Raw genomic sequence first — 16,602 nt, 5'->3', positions numbered from 1 at the left:
TAGATTCGGGTTGAAGGCGCGGTCGATAAGACTAGCGAAGCCGTCATCAACGGCCGGAAGAGGAGGCGCGGAGAAGGCTTGAGCAATGGAAACGATCCTAAATTCAATAACCGATCCGGTCTCCCGGAAGTGGCAAGGCAGACTGCCGTCGCTTCCGGTGCTGGAGACGGAGGGGATGCCTCCTGTCCAAAAGTGGACAGGGAGCATCCCTCTTCCGCTACTGGGGTCCGTCGGTATCAACCTAACTGGAGCCAATCAACCACTCTTAAGAAGCGAAGCAAGATCAAACTGCTGGTGGTGCTGGCGGCGTTCATTTTTGTTATGGCTGGTTGCCGTTATACGGCCGCGCCTGCTGATTTGTTAGGCGCGCCTGAGACAGTCCAGCAAGCTGGCGGAGTTACTGCGAAGCTGAGAGACCTGCTTCCTGTCGGAAGCTCGTTGTCTCTGCCGGCACGGGAGCGGCAGTCGGAGGCGATTCGCTCCATTGATATGGACGGAGATGGCAAACAAGAGGCCGTATTGACCTACGTTGAGACATACGGCAGTTCGCGTTTAATGATTGCTCGCCAGGAGGCTGGTGAATGGAAGCCATGGGCTGTGCTGCGTTCTGGCGTAGGCGTAAGTCTGGAATGGCTGTCTTTTGTCGACATGAACGGGGACAAGCGGCCGGAGCTAATCGCGGGCTGGGCGGTCAATCAGCCGGGCAACACCTTGAGCTGGCAGCAGTACGAGGTGCAGGTTTATTCCATGCTGAAGCCTTCCTTTGAGGAATCGGAGGAGGGACGTTTGCTGAAGCCGATTGCGGAGCTCAGCTATGAGTGGGCGGATACCGGTGATGTGGATGGAAACGGTAAGCAGGAGCTGGTGCTTATCCGGCGTCCAGACAGCCCGAACAAGCCCCAACTGGAGGTTTACCGGCTAGGTGAGGGAGATCTTGTCCGTTCGGCTTTGCTTCCTTTGCAGTCTGCTACTTTTTATGAGGGTCTTGCAATTGGCAAGATTGCCAAGAATAAATACGGCGTTATCGTTGAAGGAATCGCCGGAGCCCAATATTCGGTCTCACTTATGGCCGTATGGATCAACGAAGGTTTACAACAGGTCTATCCACCTTCCAATAAGAAGGAGCTTGGCTACAGCACGGGATCGATGGATCACACCGATATTAACGGGGACGGAATTCTGGAATGGCGCGAGCAGGTGCCTGCTCCAGGCCAGTCGGCGACTCCCAGCCCATCGGCCAGCTCCACCATGCTGAACAGCCCAATGGACTCCAATCCTATTTATTACACGGAATGGACGCAGTGGAACGGGGATCTGGCCAGCGCGGTATACTTTGACGGCGAGGCTACAGAGATGCCACCGCAGGCACGGCCTCCCAAGACACGGCCAAATCTAAAACCAGAGCTAAGGTTAGAGCCGAAGCTATCGGTTTACGAGGAAATGTTCCTCCCAATTTCTTTGGAGTACAATGATTATAAAAATGGCATATCGGTTCAAATCCCATCTCGCTGGAGAGGCCAATTCACACTATCCCGTCCGAGCGATGACAACAGCTTAATCATTCAATTGGAGTATTACAATGCCAAGTCAGGTCGCAGAGCCCCGCTATGGACGTTGTACGGTGTACCTATCAAAGAATGGGATAGCTGGTCGAGCCGGATGGAGGGCAAGGGGCGCAAGCTTGTCAGCTTGCGTACTGTCGGAGGGATCGTTTACTCAGCTGTTGAGGAGAAAAAGCCGACGGAGGAAGATGGCTGGCCTAAAGAAGAGTTGAATCGTTATGTTGCGATGCGAATGACCCATGAGCAGTTGGCCTCTTCCCTGAGGCTGCTGCCTTCCAATTGATTATTTCTGCGGCATTTTTAGTGCCCGATGGAGTCATATAGAACGATGCGGAGAGAAGGGAGGGGAAGGAAAGCGGTGAAAATTTTGCTGGTTGAGGACGAGGAAGCCATTCGCGGTTTTGTGCGGATCAATCTGAAGCGCTCTGATATGGAGCCGATGGAAGCAAGCAGCGGTGAACAGGCGTTGCAACTTGTTGCGCAGCATGGGCCACCGGATATTGCGTTGCTGGACATTATGCTTCCCGGCATATCCGGACTAGAAGTTTGTTCGGCTTTGCGCGAAGCATATCCGACGATGGGCATCATTATGCTCACAGCGAAGTCACAGGAGCAAGACAAGATCCAGGGGCTTGAGCTGGGGGCGGATGACTATATTCAAAAGCCGTTCAGCCCCGGCGAGCTGATGGCGCGCATCCGCTCGCTAGCCAGGCGGATGCGCTTGCCGGACCCGGCCGAACCCGATGCCGTTGCCGTTGCAGCAAGTCCAGCAGAAGCCAACAACGAGCGGCAGTTCGAACCCGTTGCCGTTGCAGCAAGTCCAGCAGAAGCCAACAACGAGCGGCAGTTCGAACCCGATGCCGTTGCTGCAACTCCAGCAGAAGCCAACAACGAGCAGCAGCCTAATACCGGAACCCTTCAAGAGTCAGCCGGCCCTACCAATGGCCGCTTTATTCCTTTGCCGGAAGCAGGCTCCGCTGAGGCTGCTGGCATCAGTACTCGTGAATCAGCATTACTGCCCGGTTACGAGGCTCTCCAAGCTGCGAATCAGCATAAGCAGCCTGCCACAGCGCAGGCAAGCTCGGGCTATTCTGCTGCGACAGCTCACCCTAATCCTGAGCCTAGACCGCCGCATGATATCCGGCATTATGGAGCGTTCCGTCTTTCCGATAGTGAGCGCAGATTTTGGAAAAATGATCGGGAGATCTTATTGACCCCGACAGAATGGTCACTCGTGAAGTTGCTGTTAGATCGGTATGGCCAAAGCGTGAGCCGCGATGAGATTTTGACCGAGGTATGGGGACGATATTATGCCGGAGACCTCAAAGTAGTCGACGTCAATATTCGTCGGATTCGCCAGAAGGTGGAGGATGATCCCTCCGAGCCGGTCATAATTGAGACGGTATGGGGCTTCGGTTACCGATGGTACAGAGGCGCGACGCGATGAAGAGCCTCAGGACCAAGATGGTATTTAGTTATCTGCTGCTCATCATGCTGACCGTTATTGTGATTGGCGGCATGTTTTTAACTCTAATCTTGAACTACTATTACGGGAGCGCCTCTAGCGCTATGAAGCAGCGTGTCGTGACCTCGATGTCGCTGCATGCGCGGTCCATGCAGTGGATGGGGCTTAATGAGCGAGCCAGCTATATGCTGCAAAATATGGCCGAATCGAACGCTCGCATCCAATTGCTGCAGCCGGACGGCCGCATGATTATGGATTCGGACGGCTTCAGTGACAGCCGCACGATCCGCACGCCGGATGTCGTCAACGCGGCGGAGGGCGATTCTGCTGCCTGGTACGGCAATGACGATGCCACTGGAGAGAGCATAGTGGCTGCTTCTGCGCCGCTACTTCGGGAAGGCCGTATCATTTCGATCGTCCGCTATTCGGCCTCGCTGAAGGAAGTAGACAAAATGGTGTCGTTACTGGTGCGGTTCACGCTGATCGCGGCGGCCGCTGTCATCCTGCTGTTCCTAATGCTTAGCATGTGGATGGCGAATCGGATCGTGCGGCCGCTTCGAGATCTGACTCGGCGAGCGAGGCATATGGCGGATGGGGACTGGGAGCGAGGGATGAGCGGCTCTGGCGGGCGGGACGAGATTGGACAGCTGTCCGATACGCTGCATACGTTGGCTGTGGAGCTGAATAAACGTGAGAAGCTCAAGAACGATTTTATCTCCTCCGTATCGCATGAGCTGCGTACTCCGCTAACTGCGATCAAGGGATGGAGCGAAACGCTTGCGTCCCCCGAATCGCGTCAGGAGGAAGTCCAAGAGGGGCTAGGCATTATTTCTCGGGAAACCGAGAGGCTGACGGGGCTTGTTGAGGATCTGCTCGATTTCTCCAAGCTCAGCTCCGGTAGCATGGACCTTCATCTGGAGGAGCTGGACCTCAACTTGCCGGTGCGTGAATGCGTAACACAGCAGATGGTGCGCCAGGAAGAGACAAGCGTTCGCCTGCTGAGCTTCCTGGAGCCGGAACCGCTGCTAGTGATGGGTGACCCTAATCGGCTGCGTCAGGTACTTATTAACTTGATTGATAATGCCTTTAAGTTCACTCCCGAGGGAGGAGCGGTGCGCGTCAGTGCTTCACGGGAAGGACATCATGCGGTGCTTATCGTGGCCGATAATGGCGTCGGCATCGCACCCGAAGATTTGCCCCATGTGACAGAGAAGTTTTACAAAGGTGGCCTATCCCGTTCCGGAAGCGGGCTTGGCCTTGCTATCTGCAAGGAGATCGTGGAACTGCATGGAGGTTCTCTTCAACTGGATAGCGAGCCGGGTGTAGGCACTACCGTTATGTTGCGTTTTCCCGTATTGCTCCAGCACCAAGAAGAAGGCGAGAGCTTCTAGGACCATTTCTATTCCTTGTAGAACAACGACTTGCGATTGACGAGTACGAACAGACAGGCCGCCAGCAGGGCGGCTGACACGGACACCGATACCCAGTGACGGGTGATCCAATCCAAAATAACAGGCATGCTGTGAACCTCCTTGCTCACTTTGAGGGATTTGGTATTAGAGTAACTCAAAAGAAGCCGTTCCATTCGGAGACGACAGGAAAGCACTATAGACGAAGCTCAATTATGAAGCATGAAATCGCGAACTGTCCTTAAACTAAGGCGGCTCGCGATTTTTTCATCCTGGCGCTTGCTCGGCGAGTAGATGGGCTGATGGAGATTGACAACAGGTTATGGCGGATGATAAGCTGAATTCAACTTATATCACACTAAATTGGTCGGAATAATTATATATAAAAAAACTCTTCCGTAAGTAGCGAAAGAGTTGGGAGAAAGGGATGCTGATACCTATGGAAAAACAGCTGATCTTGCGTCATAAGGAACTGGAGCTCACGGCAACGCTGCATTATCCGGCAGCTTCGGAGGAGCGCCAACCGGTCATTGTCATCTGCCACGGCTTCATCGGCAGTCGCATCGGAGTAGATCGACTGTTTGTGAAGACGGCTCGGGCATTCGCAGCCGGAGGCTCTTTCGTGCTACGGTTTGACTATGGCGGCTGTGGAGAAAGCTCGGGTAGCTACGGCGCTCTCGGCTTCGATTCCATGGTTGAACAAACGCGCACCGCCCTTGACTATGTGCTGTCGATGGATTGCGTCGATCCGCAGCGGGTGACGCTGCTTGGACATAGCCTTGGCGGAGCAGTTGCGCTGTATACAGCTGCCAAGGATAAGCGGGTAAACCGGCTCATTCTTTGGTCTGCTGTCGGCTATCCATTCAACGATATTGTGCGTATTGTCGGCCGCGGCAGCTATGACGAGGCCGTCCTGAAGGGGTCGACCGATCATGCAGGCTACACGCTTGAGCCTACCTTTTTCCATTCCCTGCAACAGCATCAGCCGTTCCAGGCCGCAGTCCGTTTCAGCGGGGATGTATTGTTGGTGCACGGCACCAGCGATGATGTGATCCCGGCTGATTACAGCTTCCTGTATCAGAAGATGTTCTGGACGCGTGGGGATGGATTATGCGACAAGGAAATCATTTTCCAAGCTGATCACACCTACTCCACACGGACTCATCAGGAGGAAGCGATCCGGGTAAGCGCAGACTGGCTGTCCAGATTGGAAAAGCGCCATGAACAGTGGCTGGACTGGAGCATCTGACGGATGCTCTGATCAAGGTTTATATTTTCCTGGAATCTGCAAATCAATCTTTACCCGGATCCCTCCCAGAGAATCCTCCGTCAGAATAAACTGATTGCCTGCGGAAGTTCGTTTGGACCAATCCCTATAATTTTTGCGATAGTAAATTTCAGTGAACTGGTAGATATCCACTTGTTTGTCCAGTGCATTTCTAAACGTGGTGCGTATCTGAGCTTCAATTATTTTAGCGGCAGCCTGTCCTACTTCTTTTAGAGGCGTTTTATCTTGGCGGAAAGACATCACGGCTTTTGCATGGATATCGACATCGAACACGGGATCGTTGCTTGCATTCATACGATATCGTACCTTCACTTTTGTACGGCTGAAAGTTGCGGTTCCGAAGCGTTTGCCCCCTATCCGTACGTTCAAATCCCATTGCCTCATGGTTGGATTCATCCAAGGCCAGCCCGCAAGCTGATCTCGGCTCATCCTGCCTTTATATTTCCCGTTTTGAAAAAAGTGAGCGCCCGTAATGTCCAGCTTAGGACTATCCTTGAGATCCGTTTTCCAGGTGGATTTGTCGATGCTGATCTCAGGAACGTAATCAGACATTGCAGGATGGTCCATCTCCCTAATTAGCTTGAAGAAGTATACAGGCTCAATAGCCGATCGCTGCCTATAGACAGTTTCGGGGGAATGCAGCAGCGAGGATGTATTCGAACTATTGAAAAACGACTTCGTAATGAACACTTCATCAATTGGCAAATTCGTTCCGTACATCCAAATATTGAGACGTATTTCGGGATATTCCGCGAGCAGCTGGGACAAATCGTTGCGTGATATTTTTTTAAGCGCTCCGGGGGACATCAAGATCGACGTCACATGGGAAAAATCTAACCGCTCCTGCGAAGTATTCAATAACTGATCTGTTGCTTCATCGAGGGTTTTACCGCGACTTTCTCCTGTCCAGATGGGGGTTTTACTGTTCGCGATAGTGCCGGATTCACTTTTGGCCTCGTTGGAAAAATCCAGTACCTGGGCATGAATGATATATTCCCCGTCTCGATAATCAAATCCGATTGCTTTCACATAGACCCTGTTTGTCCTGAATTCATTACAGCCGCTTAAAATCAGCATAATGAGCGCCATGGCTATTACGCATACGCTACGGAGGTAGAACGGTCTCATTTCAGCGGCTCCTGTGGATGCAGAGCTTTAGGCTTTTTCGGCGTTTTCCGGAACGTTTCGATAAATAAACCGGATGGAATATCCTTGATCTGCAGAGGTGCAAGTGGCGCCAGGTATGGCACGCCAAAAGACTCGATGCGAGTGACGTAGACAAGGACGCTGATAACCGCCAGCATGAAGCCGAATATGCCGAGCTGTGAGCAGACAAAAAAGGTATAGAAGCGGACGAGTGTCACGGCGCCGATAAGGCTCTGATTCACCAAAGTCGAGCCAGCGACAAAGGTCATTGCCGATATGACGATCATGGTCGGGGAGATGAGGCCGGCACGGACGGCCGCATCGCCAATGACCAGGCCGCCGACTACGGTCAGCGTCTGGCCAATCGATCCGGGAAGCCGGGCCCCGGCTTCCCGGAAGATTTCGATCAACAGCAGCACCAGGAACATTTCCTGTTCCATGTTGAGAGGCAGCCCCCGCCGCGAATTGAGAATCGTAGCCAGCAGGCTGAATGGAATCTGATCGACATGAAAAACACTGAGAGCGACATACAAACCAGGCAAAAAGCAAGATATAACCAGGCTTATATAACGAAGCATCCGCGAAAAGTTGACGAATATATAACTCTGTTGCGCATCTTCAGCAGACTTCATCAACAAGAACAAGTTGACAGGCGCAATAATTGCTGTTGGGCTCCCATCAAGTAAAATAACAACCCTTCCGGAATTCAGGCATTGCACCGCGAAGTCGGGCCTGCCGGTATAAGTACTGCGCGGCAGCAGAGACCAAGGCTTGTTGGCGAGGAGGTCCTCGAGATGACGAGTAGAAAGGATATCTTCAGCATCAATTTTTAGTAATCGATCCCGGATCCGGTTCACGAGCTGAGGATCTGCGATATCACCGTCATACATAAGAGCTACTTTCGTTGCGGAGTGGCTGCCGATGCTGTACTCCTCGCAGCATAACCCCGGACTGCGCAGGCGATAGCGAATTAAAGCAGAGTTGACCTGCATCTGCTCCACAAAGCCGTCCTTTGGTCCGCGTACGGATACTTCTGTCGCGGCTTCAGAGGGATCGCGTCCAGGCACCGCACCGGAGGAGATCGACCAGGCTTTATTTTGATCGTCATGAATCAGGACTGCATTTCCTTCAAAGATCAACCTGACCATATATTGGTGCCAAGTCATCTGCGGACGATTAACAAGAGGTCTCGGCAGTCTCAGTTCCTGCCAGGCTCCTACCGTGCTAGTACTGGATTCTGCCATTTTGAAAGTGGGTTGGGCGGATAGGCCGGAGCGAGACTGCGGCAGAATGACTTCATGCAGCAGCTTGGAGTCGGTCATTGAGCCACAGAATACGAGGACCTGATGTGAAAAGTGTCCATCAGCACTTTCATTCTTATCTGCGTGCGGGCTTGGGTTGTCCATTGTTGCTTCGGATTTGATTTCAACCAAAGAAACATCGTCGCTTCTGGCAAACCATTCCTTTAACTGTTCAAGGCTGGGCAGCGGCTCATGGCTCGAATGCTCGGATCGGGCAGTTGAACCAGAGGCAGCGGCAATGGCCGCAGAAGAATGGTCTGAATTAGTGGGAATGTTAGAGTTCATGTTTCAGCAGCCTCCTTCGAGCTTTGTGCTGGGGGTCTCCATCGGAGCATAAAAGCCAATATTGCCGTCACTAAAGGCACCATTACAATGAATACCGGGTACTGGAATTGGAAAAGAAATGCAATCAGAGTAGAGTCGGATATGGGTAAGCTAGAGATCGAGGCCACGGCCAAGGCGAGCAGCGCCATAAAGATACCTCTGGATTTTGGGCTTCGGAAGCCTGCTAAACTGGTCATGATATAGAATTGGAGCGAAAGACGGGCAAAGTTGCTCGCCGTCCTCTGTACGATAGCAAACAGGTCGATGTGCTCAATCGAATACCCAAGCGAGGTATTTCTCCAGATTTCCAAAATAGGACCGCGCAGCTTTGTAGCTTGGTCAGGTCCAAACACGGCTATGCTCAGAACGACGGGAATGAGCTCAAGCCAGGTAAGATACAGCACGAGTAGGAAGGGCTGCCACCATTTAAAGCTTCCCTTTACTTCTTGCTGCAGCCAAATCAGCAGCCAAATCTCAGTCAAGCCTGCTGCAGCCAGAAAGGCTCCGTTAATAACGGGCTGGTAGCCATGTTCGAGCACGGGCAGCAGCATGCGATAATCCATATGATTGCGATTCAGCCCCACCAGCAGAACATCGAGAATCGAGCCAATCGGAATAAGGACGATAGAACTATAAGCTATGGAGCGCAAGCCTGAATACGCGGTCCAGACGCATAGAAGAGTAGTAGCGAATATAATGACCCAGAGTGGAGTTTGGTTCATATAGCTCCGCACGGCGATATGTCCGGTCTCCCAGGAGGCAGTAGTTGCTTGTACTAGAAGCATTAAAATGACGGGTAGCCGGATCAACCAGGAGACGGGCCGGTTGAATTGGGTACTCAGCCATTTTTGCAGGGAAGCCCCGTTCAGCTTGCGGATGACGTACCATAGTCCAATGGACCAGATCAACACAAAGGGAAGGGCAATCAGCACGGACAGCCATGCATCGCCGTCGGCTTTTGATAGAAGATAAGGCGGAACGAGAACATTGGCGACCCCGCCGCTAGCGAGCGTAACGGATATGATGCAGGCCCAGACTCCAATGGTAGACGAAGTTCGCATGCCGAAAAAGCTCCTTTCTTGCCTGATTTCCAGCACAGGGATTGTTCCCGCTCCCGGCATGCACGTAGTATGAGCTGCTTTTGGAATCATTATCCGTCTGAGGAAGATTAGGGACACACTTCTGGAAGAGGAATTTCGGCGAAAATAGTTTCCATATGTTGTCCCCTGGTCTATGATGAAGTAGGGTGAGGACAAGTGAAAAGAAACGTCAATAGCGTTGCTGGATTGCTCATAATGGCCATGCTGCTCTCGGCTTGCAGCGAGCAGGCGGAAGCTCCTGTCGAGACGGATCCGCCGCCGCTTGCAACTATGGCTCCTAGCGCAGCGCCAAGCGCTTCGCCAACTCCGATCGTACCTGCATTCACAGCGCCGTTAACCGGCAAAGGCGTGCAGGGGCCGATTGATGCAAGACCGTATCTCGTGATGATTAACAACCATCCCAAAGCGAGGCCGCAATCCGGGCTGGGATCCGCCGACCTGCTCTATGAAGTGCTGGCGGAAGGAGAGGTCACACGTATCCTGGCCGTGTTTCAGAGCCAGCCGCTGACGGGAGCAATCGGCCCGGTACGCAGCATTCGCCCGTATTTTATCGACCTAGCTAAAAGTCAGGATGCCATAATGATTCATGCCGGGGGCAGCCCGGACGGATATGCCCAGCTTTCCAAAGAGAAGCTGAATCATCTGGATGAGATTACGAATGCAGGGTCCTATTTCTGGAGGGACAAGTCTAGGAAAGCACCACATAACTTGTACACGAATTTGGAGAAGCTTGCGGCCGGTATCGACAGAAAAGGCTTCGAAACCAGCCAGCAGGGCACGGTTCGCTCGTATCCGTTCATACAAGGAGATTCTGCGCAGCCGGCTGGCAGCGCGGCGACAACGCTCGATGTTACCTTTTTGCTGAAATCGTACAAGGTCTCATACCGGTATGACTCCGGGGCGCAGCGGTTTATGAGATTCATCAATGACGAGCCGCACACGGATCTGAATGATGGCAAGCAGCTCGCAGCTGACAACGTAGTTGTGCTGGAGGCTCCGCATCGCGTCCTGGATGACGCGGGACGAAGATCCGTCGATCTGTCCGAGGGTGGCAAGGCGATGTTGTTCCAGCGAGGCAAGGCGCGGGAAGTTCAATGGAAACGCAGCGCTGTAGATGATCCCATCCGGCTGTATGACGGAGCTACAGAGGCGGCGCTGTATCCTGGGCAGACGCATTTTTTGATTATCCCGGACAAGCCGGGACTCGGTGAGCGACTGCAATTCGGTTGAGGATAGCTCCGGGCGCTTGCAATATATGAATACGTTAAGAAGGTGTCTCCACTGCGAGAGCCTTCTTTTTTGAGTTGAGCGGAAATGACGAATTATTATTTACATAAATTAGAATTTTTAGGTAAAAACTGAATGGAGAGTCGAACGCTGGAATGTTTCGATGCGGCAAGATACGACAATTTTTGCATTAGGCCTATTTTGTCTTTACAATTCCTTTACAACATGAGTATGAACTGTGATAAGATAAGTTGGGCCTGAAAAGGCGGCAGTAACATTTTCCTGAAAGCAAAGGGGACGAACATGGCTAAGAAGAATATTTTCTTCAAAACGCTGGAAGAAATGGCGGATACGATTGTCGAGACCGTAGAGTTTTTTGCCAGAGGCGTGGATGATTTGTCGAATGTCGGCGAGTTCGCTAAGGCAATGAAAGAATACGAGAGTCAGTGTGACCGTTATACCCATACGATGATCATTGAGCTCAATCGGACCTTTATCACGCCAATTGAGCGCGATGACATTATGGCGCTGACGACTGCTCTTGACGATGTGGTCGACGAAATCGAGGCTTGTGCTTCCCGTTTTGAGATGTACCAGGTAACGGACAAGGATGAGTATATTCGCTTGTTCGCGGACAACCTCGTCCGCAACTCCCATCAGGTTAAGAAAGCTATCTATTTGCTCACGCAGAAGAAGCTGCTTGCCATCCGCGAGCCAAACATCGCCATCAACGAGCTGGAGAATCAGGCTGACGACTTGCTGCGTGTAAGCATCAAGGCGCTGTTTGCCAAAGAGAAAGATCCAATCGAGCTGATCAAGCGCAAAGAGCTTTACGAAATGCTGGAGCAGACGACGGATTATTTCGAGGATGTCGCCAACACGCTTGAATCCATCATTATGCGCAACAGCTAAGGATAGGAGCCAACCTTACCGTTATGGATACAGTATATATTGTAATGGCATTAGTGGTCTTTTTGGCACTAGCATTCGACTTTATCAACGGCTTCCATGATACGGCCAATGCTATCGCCACTTCGGTTTCCACTCGGGCGTTGAAGCCCCGTGCCGCAATTCTCCTGGCGTCGACCATGAACTTCGTCGGCGCTCTCAGCTTTACTGGTGTCGCCAAGACTATCGGCGGCAGCGTGGCCAACCCGGCCACCCTGCAAAATGGCGAGGAGATCGTTATCGCAGCCTTGCTCGGCGCGATTATTTGGAATCTTATTACCTGGTGGTTCGGAATCCCATCATCATCCTCTCATGCGTTGATCGGCGGCTTGGCCGGTGCGGTCATCTCGTCAGCGGGCTTCGGCGCAATCAATGCGAGCGGTTTTTCTGACATCATCAAGGCCCTGATCTTCTCACCATTTATCGCTTTTGCTATCGGATTTACCCTCATGTGGATTCTCAAAAAAGTATTCGCGAGGGCAAATCCGCATCAAATCAACAAAAACTTCCGGACGGGTCAGATTCTGACCGCTGCGTTCCAAGCGTTCACGCATGGTACGAACGATGCTCAGAAGGCGATGGGTATTATCACGTTTGCCCTCGTTTCTGCCGGACTGCAGGATAATCTAGACGTTCCTCTGTGGGTCAAGCTGTCTGCGGCAACCGCGATGGCGCTTGGTACCTCGGTCGGCGGCTGGAAGATCATCAAAACGATGGGTACGAAGATCTTCAAAATCGAGCCAGTCAACGGCTTTGCTGCTGACCTTGGCGCGGCCTCCGTCATTTTGACGGCCACGATGATCAACTTCCCTGTTAGTACAACTCATGTCATTACCTCGTCCATCCTCGGCGTCGGCAGCGCGAAGCGCTTCTCGGCCGTTAAGTGGGGCATGGCTGGGCGGATTATCGTTTCCTGGCTCATTACAATTCCGATTGCGATGTTCCTCAGCGCGACGATTTTCCAAATCATCAAGTGGCTGTTCCTCTAGAGTAGCCCAGTAGATACTTACAACTTAGATCCTTACATCAAAGCACTATAGTTGAAAGCCCGCTTGCGCCGATGAAATCGGTGGAAGCGGGCTTTTTTGGGGCTTATCTTGCAAGCGTTTTCTCTGGCTTGCCAGGGCAGGAGGAGGAGCCTGCCTAGGCTAAGAGGCTAGGTGCAGGGTAGAGTTGGGTGGAACTGTGCCTTGTTATGAGGCGAGGCACAGATTAAAGATGGTCACACTTCACACTGAGCCTGATACTGGCCTGGCAGCGGAGCTAGCCGCTGGGCTAGCTCTGTGTGATGTGTGACCCCGCGGAAAGCCGGGTGCATGCCTTGTGCCGCTGAGTGTGACTAGTAGGCGGCTAAAGGACATTGCAGCCGCACTTCCACCGTATTGGCTGTGCGTATGTCGACCACTGAGAAGATTAGAGTGTGGAGAGTACTAGCTTGCTTAGGGCTTAGAGAAGGCAACGGTGGTTACTGGCGGAGCATGTTCGCCTGAACGCAGAAGTCCATAGCATGAGCAGCGAACTATTTTTTTTGCTACTCGTCCTGGCGCTATTTACGGCGCTTCTTGGACTTGGAGCCCGACTTGGAGCCCGGCCGTTTCTTGGAGCTGGGCCGACGCTTGCTTCCGCTTTTGGAGCTGCCTCCTCCACCTTTGGCAAAGCCTCCGCCTCCGCCGCTGCTAGTACGGCGTTTTTTCTTGGTACTTTTTCTTTTCTTGGGCGGTGTCCATTCATCATCCTCAAGATCGACCAGCTTGGAATCATCGGCGTCCTTCTTGCCGAAGGAGCCCATCATCAGCTTGATGAGCGGTGCCATCTGCTGTACGCCACCGATGACCTTCTGTGCCTTGGTCATCGTACCTATGATGCCGTCCAGGCCGCCAATCCTGTCGACGATGCCCTTCAGGTCGCTCAGCTTGTCGAGAGAGAATAGACTGCCGCTCTTGGTCGATTTTTCGGCAACCGCTGGGAGTGTTGCTAATGGACCAATCGACGGCGCTGGGCTGCTCGTAGGGAATTTAGCCGGCGGCGCGAATAGCGTTTGCGGCGAATTATTGTTGTAGGGAAAGGCTTCTCCGAGGCCGGGGAATACACTTCCCTGTATGGGGCCATTAGGAGTGTTGCGATACGGCTCGTTAGGGTAGTAGTAAGGATAGTTGGGATTCACTTGGATTTCACATCCTTGTCGGATTGCGGATTTAGCCTCCGCTTTTCGTATAGTGTATGGTCATTAATGGGATTTGGGTTGGACGTTCGCCCGGTTTTTGCCGAAAAACCCAGAGGGGGACTGGCACGGACTAGGGGAGGAAGGGCATGTTAGTGCAGGATAGCGCTTGCAAAATTCATTCACTCTCTAAAGCGTGAACACGGTGATAGTTGTTTTCTCTAGCGCATCACTATAAAATGGAGATTAGGATTCTTTTACAGGGGTGAAGTTGATGCAGCTCAAGAAGCTGAATGATAAAGCGATTGACCAACTATTTGAAGCGGTACTCACGCTTAAGAGCGTTGAGGAATGTTATATTTTCTTTGATGATCTGTGCACCGTCAACGAAGTACAGTCATTGTCCCAGCGTCTGGAAGTTGCGCGCATGCTCGGTAAGGGCAGCACGTACAATCAGATCGAAGCGGAGACTGGAGCCAGCACGGCTACAATTTCCCGCGTTAAGCGCTGCCTGAACTATGGCAATGACGGTTATAAGATGACACTGGATCGCCTTAACCGCTAATGAAGCCGCAGGACCGCAGGGAGCCGTTCCTTCGGAGCCAAGAAGGACGATCACCAGCAGCTCCGGAAGAAGCGTTGCCTAAGGCGGAGGCATATCTGCATTCCGCTAACGAGACGCTGGACCTTGCAGGCAAGGGTTCTCACAGCAATTCATTTATTCCTTCTATTCTTGTTATCAGCCATGGTTCCAGAGACCCCAATTGGGTGGCTCTCGTGGATGAAGCCGTTCGTGAAGCGGCAGCACTCCTATCAAATTTGACCGGCCCTGTGCCGGTCATTTCGTCGTTCCTGGAGATTGTGACTGGGCGTCTAATTCAGGACGGGGTGGAGGAGCTGTTGGCGCTCGGGGCAACCGACATCTATGTCCTGCCTCTGTTCGTTTCCTCCGGCAGTACGCATGTAGACGACATTATGCAGGCATTCGGACAGCCTCCGGCAGGACGCAGGGAAGGCGAGTTCGACCCGTTTCGTACAGGAGGAGCGCGTATTCATCCCGGTAAGCCGATTGATGATGAGCCAGAGATCGCAGAGCTGCTGCTGTGTCAGGTGAGAGAGCTGTCGCTTGATCCGTCCCGTGAAGCGCTCTTGTTAATCGGCCATGGCTCGATAGAGCCCGTTTTTCACGGACGCTGGCGTGACGGTCTGGGCCGAATCGCGGAGCGACTGAGGGTGGGCGGCGGCTTTGCCCGCGCAGAATATGCGATGCTGCTTCCCAATCAGGCGGCATGCAAGCTGCGTGCGATGCGCCGCAAGCGGCCCGAGGAAAGGGTAATCGTCGTACCCGTTTTCCTTAGTCAAGGATATTTCACATCAACTGTGATTCCCGCGCGACTCGGAGAGTTAGAATATGAATATAATGGTCGGGCAATGCTACCGGACGCGGCTGTGGCGCGTTGGATGGCAAAGCAGGCCCAGCAGTGGCTGGATAGAGCAGGAGGATGAAGCATGAGCAGCGGATACAAAAGAGCGCGTTTAATCTACAATCCAACATCCGGTCGTGAAGAGATGAAGAGGAGACTGGGCGAAATCTTGACGCTTCTGGAGCGTGGAGGCATCGAGACAAGCACGCATGCCACAAGCGGCGAGGGCGATGCATCCATAGCAGCTGCTGATGCCGCGGATCGCGGCTTCGACATGATTATCGCCGCCGGCGGCGACGGTACCCTTTATGAGGTCATCAATGGCCTCGGTGAAAAGCCAAACCGCCCCCCTCTAGGCATCCTGCCTGTAGGGACGACGAATGATTTTGCCCGCGCGCTCGGTATTCCCCGCAATCTGGAATACGCCTGCGAGCTGATCACGATGCAGTACACCCGTCCTATCGACGTCGGTCGCGCCGGCAAAAAATACTTCATCAACATCGCCGGCGGCGGCTCGCTGACTGAGCTCACGTATGAGGTGCCAAGCAAGCTAAAGACGATGATCGGCCAGCTAGCCTACTATATGAAGGGGCTGGAGAAGATGACTCGCTTGCGACCTATGAAGCTGCTCATCCAAGGTAACGGAATCGAGGACATTCACGAGGAGATCATGTTGTTCCTAATCTGCAACAGCAACTCTGTTGGCGGCTTTGAGAAGCTGGCTCCGGCAGCAAGCCTGGACGACGGCCAGTTCGAGGTGCTCGTGCTGAAAAAATGCAACCTCGCGGAATTTATCCGCATCGTCACGCTTGCTCTGCGCGGAGAGCATTTCAATGATCCGCATATCGTCCATTTCAAAACAAACCAGTTGACCGTCACAACCTCCGATTACGCCCAACTGAACCTCGACGGCGAATACGGCGGCACGCTCCCCTGCACGTTTACGGTACTTCCTTCCCACTTGAACATCTTTGTGGATGAGGAAGGGAAAGCTCAATACTAGTGGGCGCTGGGCTCGCCAGCTAGCTCGCGCTTGTGCGAGCTTGCGCTCATGCGATACTGGCGTAGGGCCAGCGAGAGTGCGCTCATGCGATGTTGGTATAGCCAGAGAGAGTTCGCGCTCGTGCGATGTTTGTATGTAGGAAGCGAGAGCTTATGCTCATGCGATGCAGGCCTGGAGCCAGCGCATTCAACCGCCCGTGCCATGAATTTCGGCCTGCAGGCCGCCGTGCCCCGGAGCACCGCTG

14 protein-coding genes are annotated in these 16,602 nt (G+C 52.9%); 10 read left to right on the top strand and 4 right to left on the bottom strand.

Features of this window, described 5'->3' with window-relative positions:
* Window positions 1-78 precede the first annotated feature (78 nt).
* The 4 genes from CGZ75_RS13190 (at window position 79) to CGZ75_RS13175 (ending at window position 5,685) form a co-directional block, all read left to right on the top strand.
* The gene (locus CGZ75_RS13190) at window positions 79-1,845 is read left to right on the top strand and encodes an FG-GAP repeat domain-containing protein (RefSeq protein ID WP_089524783.1); all 1,767 of its coding nucleotides are present in this window, start codon (window positions 79-81) and stop codon (window positions 1,843-1,845) included.
* 75 nt (window positions 1,846-1,920) lie between these two features.
* The gene (locus CGZ75_RS26350; protein ID WP_425436488.1) at window positions 1,921-3,009 is read left to right on the top strand and encodes a response regulator transcription factor; all 1,089 of its coding nucleotides are present in this window, start codon (window positions 1,921-1,923) and stop codon (window positions 3,007-3,009) included.
* Window positions 3,010-3,026: 17 nt separating this feature from the next.
* Window positions 3,027-4,418, top strand: coding sequence for a sensor histidine kinase (locus tag CGZ75_RS13180; protein ID WP_176444829.1), 1,392 nt, complete (start codon window positions 3,027-3,029; stop codon window positions 4,416-4,418).
* Window positions 4,419-4,875: 457 nt separating this feature from the next.
* Window positions 4,876-5,685 carry an alpha/beta hydrolase family protein gene (locus CGZ75_RS13175; protein ID WP_089525860.1) on the top strand — a complete coding sequence of 270 codons (810 nt, stop codon included), beginning with the start codon at window positions 4,876-4,878 and terminating at the stop codon, window positions 5,683-5,685.
* A gap of 12 nt (window positions 5,686-5,697) precedes the next feature.
* Here CGZ75_RS13175 and CGZ75_RS13170 read toward each other — a convergent pair whose 3' ends face one another.
* The 3 genes from CGZ75_RS13170 to CGZ75_RS13160 are packed head-to-tail and all read right to left on the bottom strand — an operon-like array spanning window position 5,698 to window position 9,556.
* Window positions 5,698-6,852: a Ger(x)C family spore germination protein gene (locus CGZ75_RS13170; RefSeq protein WP_089524781.1), complete on the bottom strand. Its 1,155-nt coding sequence runs from the start codon at window positions 6,850-6,852 to the stop codon at window positions 5,698-5,700.
* A complete protein-coding gene (locus tag CGZ75_RS13165; protein WP_089524780.1) occupies window positions 6,849-8,456 on the bottom strand; it encodes a spore germination protein in 1,608 nt (535 codons plus the stop codon). Before CGZ75_RS13165 ends, CGZ75_RS13170 begins: the two co-directional genes overlap by 4 nt.
* Window positions 8,453-9,556, bottom strand: a complete 1,104-nt coding sequence (locus CGZ75_RS13160; protein WP_176444828.1) for a GerAB/ArcD/ProY family transporter — start codon at window positions 9,554-9,556, stop codon at window positions 8,453-8,455. The genes CGZ75_RS13165 and CGZ75_RS13160 overlap by 4 nt, the downstream gene beginning before the upstream one ends.
* Window positions 9,557-9,751: 195 nt before the next feature.
* Here CGZ75_RS13160 and CGZ75_RS13155 point away from each other — a divergent pair, with 195 nt between their 5' ends.
* The 3 genes from CGZ75_RS13155 to CGZ75_RS13145 all read left to right on the top strand — a co-directional run bounded on the left by CGZ75_RS13155 (window position 9,752) and on the right by CGZ75_RS13145 (window position 12,759).
* Window positions 9,752-10,825, top strand: a complete 1,074-nt coding sequence (locus CGZ75_RS13155) for a DUF3048 domain-containing protein (protein WP_245850848.1) — start codon at window positions 9,752-9,754, stop codon at window positions 10,823-10,825.
* A gap of 300 nt (window positions 10,826-11,125) precedes the next feature.
* Window positions 11,126-11,734 (top strand): DUF47 domain-containing protein, encoded by a 609-nt coding sequence (locus CGZ75_RS13150; protein ID WP_089524778.1) that lies wholly within the window; start codon window positions 11,126-11,128, stop codon window positions 11,732-11,734.
* A 23-nt stretch (window positions 11,735-11,757) separates the two neighbouring features.
* Window positions 11,758-12,759: an inorganic phosphate transporter gene (locus CGZ75_RS13145; protein WP_089524777.1), complete on the top strand. Its 1,002-nt coding sequence runs from the start codon at window positions 11,758-11,760 to the stop codon at window positions 12,757-12,759.
* 557 nt (window positions 12,760-13,316) lie between these two features.
* Here the strand turns inward: CGZ75_RS13145 and CGZ75_RS13140 are convergent.
* Window positions 13,317-13,934 carry a hypothetical protein gene (locus tag CGZ75_RS13140; RefSeq protein ID WP_089524776.1) on the bottom strand — a complete coding sequence of 206 codons (618 nt, stop codon included), beginning with the start codon at window positions 13,932-13,934 and terminating at the stop codon, window positions 13,317-13,319.
* Between the two features lie 271 nt (window positions 13,935-14,205).
* On the opposite strand from CGZ75_RS13140, the gene CGZ75_RS13135 reads away from it, so the two are divergent.
* The 3 genes from CGZ75_RS13135 to CGZ75_RS13125 are packed head-to-tail and all read left to right on the top strand — an operon-like array spanning window position 14,206 to window position 16,358.
* Window positions 14,206-14,496, top strand: coding sequence for a YerC/YecD family TrpR-related protein (locus tag CGZ75_RS13135; RefSeq protein ID WP_028598701.1), 291 nt, complete (start codon window positions 14,206-14,208; stop codon window positions 14,494-14,496).
* A complete protein-coding gene (locus tag CGZ75_RS13130; protein WP_089524775.1) occupies window positions 14,496-15,437 on the top strand; it encodes a sirohydrochlorin chelatase in 942 nt (313 codons plus the stop codon). The genes CGZ75_RS13135 and CGZ75_RS13130 overlap by 1 nt, the downstream gene beginning before the upstream one ends.
* Window positions 15,438-15,440: 3 nt before the next feature.
* Complete coding sequence (locus tag CGZ75_RS13125) at window positions 15,441-16,358, top strand: diacylglycerol kinase (protein WP_089524774.1); 918 nt, start codon at window positions 15,441-15,443, stop codon at window positions 16,356-16,358.
* The last annotated feature ends 244 nt before the right edge of the window (window positions 16,359-16,602 follow it).

The organism is Paenibacillus herberti (assembly GCF_002233675.1).
GTDB classification, from domain to species: Bacteria; Bacillota; Bacilli; order Paenibacillales; family Paenibacillaceae; genus Paenibacillus_O; species Paenibacillus_O herberti.
Note: the sequence above shows the minus strand (reverse complement) of the source record. Positions and strands in the feature narration are given on the sequence as shown.

What these genes read in the sequence shown, in the direction of transcription:
- CGZ75_RS13130 (WP_089524775.1), top strand. Translation starts at nt 14,496, where the DNA reads ATGAAGCCGCAGGACCGCAGGGAGCCGTTCCTTCGGAGCCAAGAAGGA.
- CGZ75_RS13170 (WP_089524781.1), bottom strand. Translation starts at nt 6,852, where the DNA reads ATGAGACCGTTCTACCTCCGTAGCGTATGCGTAATAGCCATGGCGCTC.
- CGZ75_RS13160 (WP_176444828.1), bottom strand. Translation starts at nt 9,556, where the DNA reads ATGCGAACTTCGTCTACCATTGGAGTCTGGGCCTGCATCATATCCGTT.
- CGZ75_RS13180 (WP_176444829.1), top strand. Translation starts at nt 3,027, where the DNA reads ATGGTATTTAGTTATCTGCTGCTCATCATGCTGACCGTTATTGTGATT.
- CGZ75_RS13165 (WP_089524780.1), bottom strand. Translation starts at nt 8,456, where the DNA reads ATGAACTCTAACATTCCCACTAATTCAGACCATTCTTCTGCGGCCATT.
- CGZ75_RS13125 (WP_089524774.1), top strand. Translation starts at nt 15,441, where the DNA reads ATGAGCAGCGGATACAAAAGAGCGCGTTTAATCTACAATCCAACATCC.
- CGZ75_RS13145 (WP_089524777.1), top strand. Translation starts at nt 11,758, where the DNA reads ATGGATACAGTATATATTGTAATGGCATTAGTGGTCTTTTTGGCACTA.
- CGZ75_RS13135 (WP_028598701.1), top strand. Translation starts at nt 14,206, where the DNA reads ATGCAGCTCAAGAAGCTGAATGATAAAGCGATTGACCAACTATTTGAA.
- CGZ75_RS13175 (WP_089525860.1), top strand. Translation starts at nt 4,876, where the DNA reads ATGGAAAAACAGCTGATCTTGCGTCATAAGGAACTGGAGCTCACGGCA.
- CGZ75_RS13150 (WP_089524778.1), top strand. Translation starts at nt 11,126, where the DNA reads ATGGCTAAGAAGAATATTTTCTTCAAAACGCTGGAAGAAATGGCGGAT.